General features: G+C 70.2%; 4 protein-coding genes. All 4 read right to left on the reverse strand.

The genetic code is table 11. From position 1 onward, the window contains the following. Positions 1-554, reverse strand: a 554-nt coding sequence (locus CF68_RS23400) for an EF-hand domain-containing protein (RefSeq protein WP_035823422.1), incomplete at its 3' end; no start/stop codon positions are given. A gap of 152 nt (positions 555-706) precedes the next feature. Beyond that, complete coding sequence (locus tag CF68_RS23405) at positions 707-1,408, reverse strand: type II secretion system protein N (RefSeq protein WP_035823424.1); 702 nt, start codon at positions 1,406-1,408, stop codon at positions 707-709. A gap of 103 nt (positions 1,409-1,511) precedes the next feature. Then, a complete protein-coding gene (locus CF68_RS23410; RefSeq protein ID WP_035823426.1) occupies positions 1,512-2,732 on the reverse strand; it encodes a globin domain-containing protein in 1,221 nt (406 codons plus the stop codon). A 93-nt stretch (positions 2,733-2,825) separates the two neighbouring features. Beyond that, positions 2,826-3,220 (reverse strand): Rrf2 family transcriptional regulator (locus tag CF68_RS23415; protein WP_235205864.1); only part of this gene is annotated, 395 nt, incomplete at its 5' end.

A 3,220-nucleotide genomic window follows, 5' to 3' on the forward strand; every position in this document is an offset into this window, starting at 1 on the left:
CCCGGTGCCGCCTGGCCACGCGGGCCGCGGTCGCCGCGGTGCGAATGGTCGCGGTGCATCTTTTCCATGCCGGCGCGGATTTCGTCGCGGGTCAGCTTGCCGTCGCGGTTGGCGTCGAGCTGGTCGAAGCGCTTGGCCAGGCGCGGCAGGCCGGCGTTGGCCTCAGCCTTGGTCAGCGCGCCGTCGCCGTTCTTGTCGGCGGCCTTGAACTTCTCGTCGAAGGCTGCCTGCATGCGTGCATGGCGCTCGGCCATGGCGGCCTTGCGGTGCGCATCCATCTCGGCCTTGTCGATCTTGCCGTCGCGGTTGGTGTCGAGCTTGTTGAACCAGGCGTCGGCTTCCGCCTTGGAGATCGCGCCATCGCCATCGGTATCGATCGCCTTCATCCACATGCCGCCACCGTGGTGGTGGTGGTGACCCATGCCGGGCTTGCCGGCTGGCGCAGCGGATGGTGCGGGGGCGCTGGCCTGGGCAAATGCGCCACCGGCGACAAGGAGGGCGGCCGATGCGGCCAGGAACTGCTTCAGGATCTGCGGCTTGTGATTGCGTTGCATGTCTTGCTCCTTTTCATCACGTTTGGCATGTACGGATTAGAACGCAGACGATGCAGGGAAGTTGGCGCTTTTAATACGATGTTACCCGGCTCACAGAAAGGCCCGCGCGCCGTAAGGGAACGCAAGCAAGCGCGAATATTTGGCGCCCGGAATCAGTCCTTCGGCGCCAGCTGGCCTTCGCCGGCCGCCTGCGGCGCCATCATCGGCTGGTACTGGCGCGGATCGACCGGTTGCGGCTGCGGTTGGGCGGGCTGGGCCTGCTGCGCAGGCGCCTGGCCTTGCGGCTGCTGGGCTGGTGCGGCGGGCTGGCTCACCACCGGCGCCGGGGGCGGCATCGGCGTTGCCATCGGTGCCGCGGCGCCGGCGGGCGGCGGGGGCAAGGCACCGGCCGCTGCCGGTGCGCCGCGCGTGGCACCGGCCTGCAGCGGCAGCACGATTTCCTGGCGCACGCCGCTGCGCTCGATCACCACCGCACGCTGGCGGATCTCAACCAGCCGGATCTGCGGCGACAGCTCGGCGCCGGCGCGCACCGCCTTGGGCGGGCCGCCATCGATCGACACGATTGCCGCGCCCGCGCCGCCATCCACCTCGGCCACCACACCGATCAGCTGCACGTCGCGCGGGCCGCCCTGCGCCGAGCCGCCGAACAGCGTCGCGACCGCGCCGGTCTCGACCGCCTCGGTCTGGGCCACGCGCGCGCTCTGCGGCACCGGGATGGTACGCATCGCGCTGAAGGTCAGCACCCAGTAGGTGGCGAGCGCGCACAGCGCGATAAACAGCACCAGGCTGGCCAGGCGCGGCAGCCAGGGCGCGGAGGCATCGAAGCGGAGCGAAGGCCGGAGGGACAGTTGCATGGGATCGGGACCCTGGATACCCACAAGGCGGGCAATGGCGCGGGAGCGCAGACGCGCCAAGCCTACCAGAGCCCCATGACGCTGTCTGCCGCGCCGCCGACCCTTAGAGCAGGTCGTCCAGCAGGTCCGGTCCGAACACCTCGCGCTCGATATGCGCCACCGGCACGCCCGCGCTGACCAGCGCATGGCGCTGCGCCTGCATGAAGCCGAGCGGTCCGCACAGGTAGAAGCTGCCGTCGACAAAGCGCTGCAGGCCGGGCTGGCGCAGCAGTTCGGCTACCGGCATGGTGCCGGCGTGGTCGTAGTCGCGACCGGCCACGTCGCCCGCTTGCGGGGTTTCATAGCTGATGTGCGTGGCGAGCTGCGGCAGGCGTTCGCGCGCCCATTGCAGGTCGGCGCGATGGGCGTGGTGGCGGCCGTCGCGCGCGGCATGGGCAAACAGCACCTGGCGCTGCGAGCCCTGCGCGGCCAGCGTGCGCAGCACCGACAGCATCGGCGTGATGCCGATGCCGGCCGACAGCAGCACCAGCGGACGGCGCCCGTCGAGCGCCGGCGTGAACTCGCCGAACGGCGCGCTCACCTTGAGTTCAGTGCCCTCCTGGGCGTTGGCGTGCAGCCAGTTGGACACCGCGCCGGCCGGAGTGGTGCGGTCGCCAGCCTCGCGCTTGACCGAGATGCGCCAGGTCGGCAGCCCGCTTTCGGCCGACAGCGAATACTGGCGCAGCTGGCGCTGGCCATCGTCCAGGCGCGCCTCGACGCTGATGTACTGGCCCGGGCGGAACGCACGCAGCGGCTGGCCGTCGGCGGCAGCCAGGGTCAGCGCCACCACCTGGTCGCCCTGCGCCTCGCGCCGCACCACGCGCACCGGCGTCAGCTCGCCGGCGGCCACGCCGGTGCGCTGGTACAGGCGCGCCTCGGCCGCGATCAGCTCGCCGGCCAGCAGCCAGTAGGCCTCGTCCCAGGCGGCCAGCAGCGGCGGCGTGGCGGCCTCGCCCAGCACCGCGGAGATGGCGCCCAGCAGGTGGCGGCCGACGATCGGGTAGTGCGCGGGCGTCAGGCCCACGGCTGCATGCTTGTGGACGATGCGCTCGAGCACCGGCCCCAGCGCCGCCGCGTTATCGATATTGGCCGCATAGGCGAACACGGCCGAGGCCAGCGACTGCTGCTGGCTGCCGTTGGCCTGGTTGCCCATGTTGAACATCTGCGTCAGCTCGGGCCGGTCCGCGAACATCTCGCGGTAGAAATGCGTGGTGATGGCCAGGCCGTGCTCGCGCAGCACGGGGACGCTTGCATCGATATAGGGGCGGGAAGCGGCGGACAGCATCAGGAAACACTCCGTTTTAAATCATGCAAATAAAATGCATGTTTTTGCTCAAAATAAAACCGGCTCTCGCCGGCCCGCGCGGACAGGATCCGCTCAGGCCGAACGCCGGTTCAGGAAATCGCGATGCAGGCGGATGATCGACTCGGCCGTCTGGCTGCCGGTGACATCGGCCAGCGTGACGTCGTCCAGGGCGCGGTAGAAAGCCTGCTCGGCCACGTCCAGCGCGCGCTTCAGGCGGCAGTTGCCGTTCAGCGCACAGGGCGGGTTGTCGCAGTCGATCACCGCCTTGTGCCCTTCCAGCTCGCGCAGGATGATGCCGATGGTCAGCCGCTCGGCACCGGGGCCCAGCTGCAGGCCGCCGTGGCGGCCGCGCGTGGCACTGATCCAGCCCAGCTTCGACAGCCGCGCCGCCACCTTGACGAGGTGGTTGTGCGAGATGCCGAACTGCTGCCCCACCTCGGCAATGGTGATCGGCCGGCTGCCGGCGC

Source organism: Cupriavidus sp. SK-4 (genome assembly GCF_000611125.1).
Classification (GTDB): Bacteria; Pseudomonadota; Gammaproteobacteria; order Burkholderiales; family Burkholderiaceae; genus Cupriavidus; species Cupriavidus necator.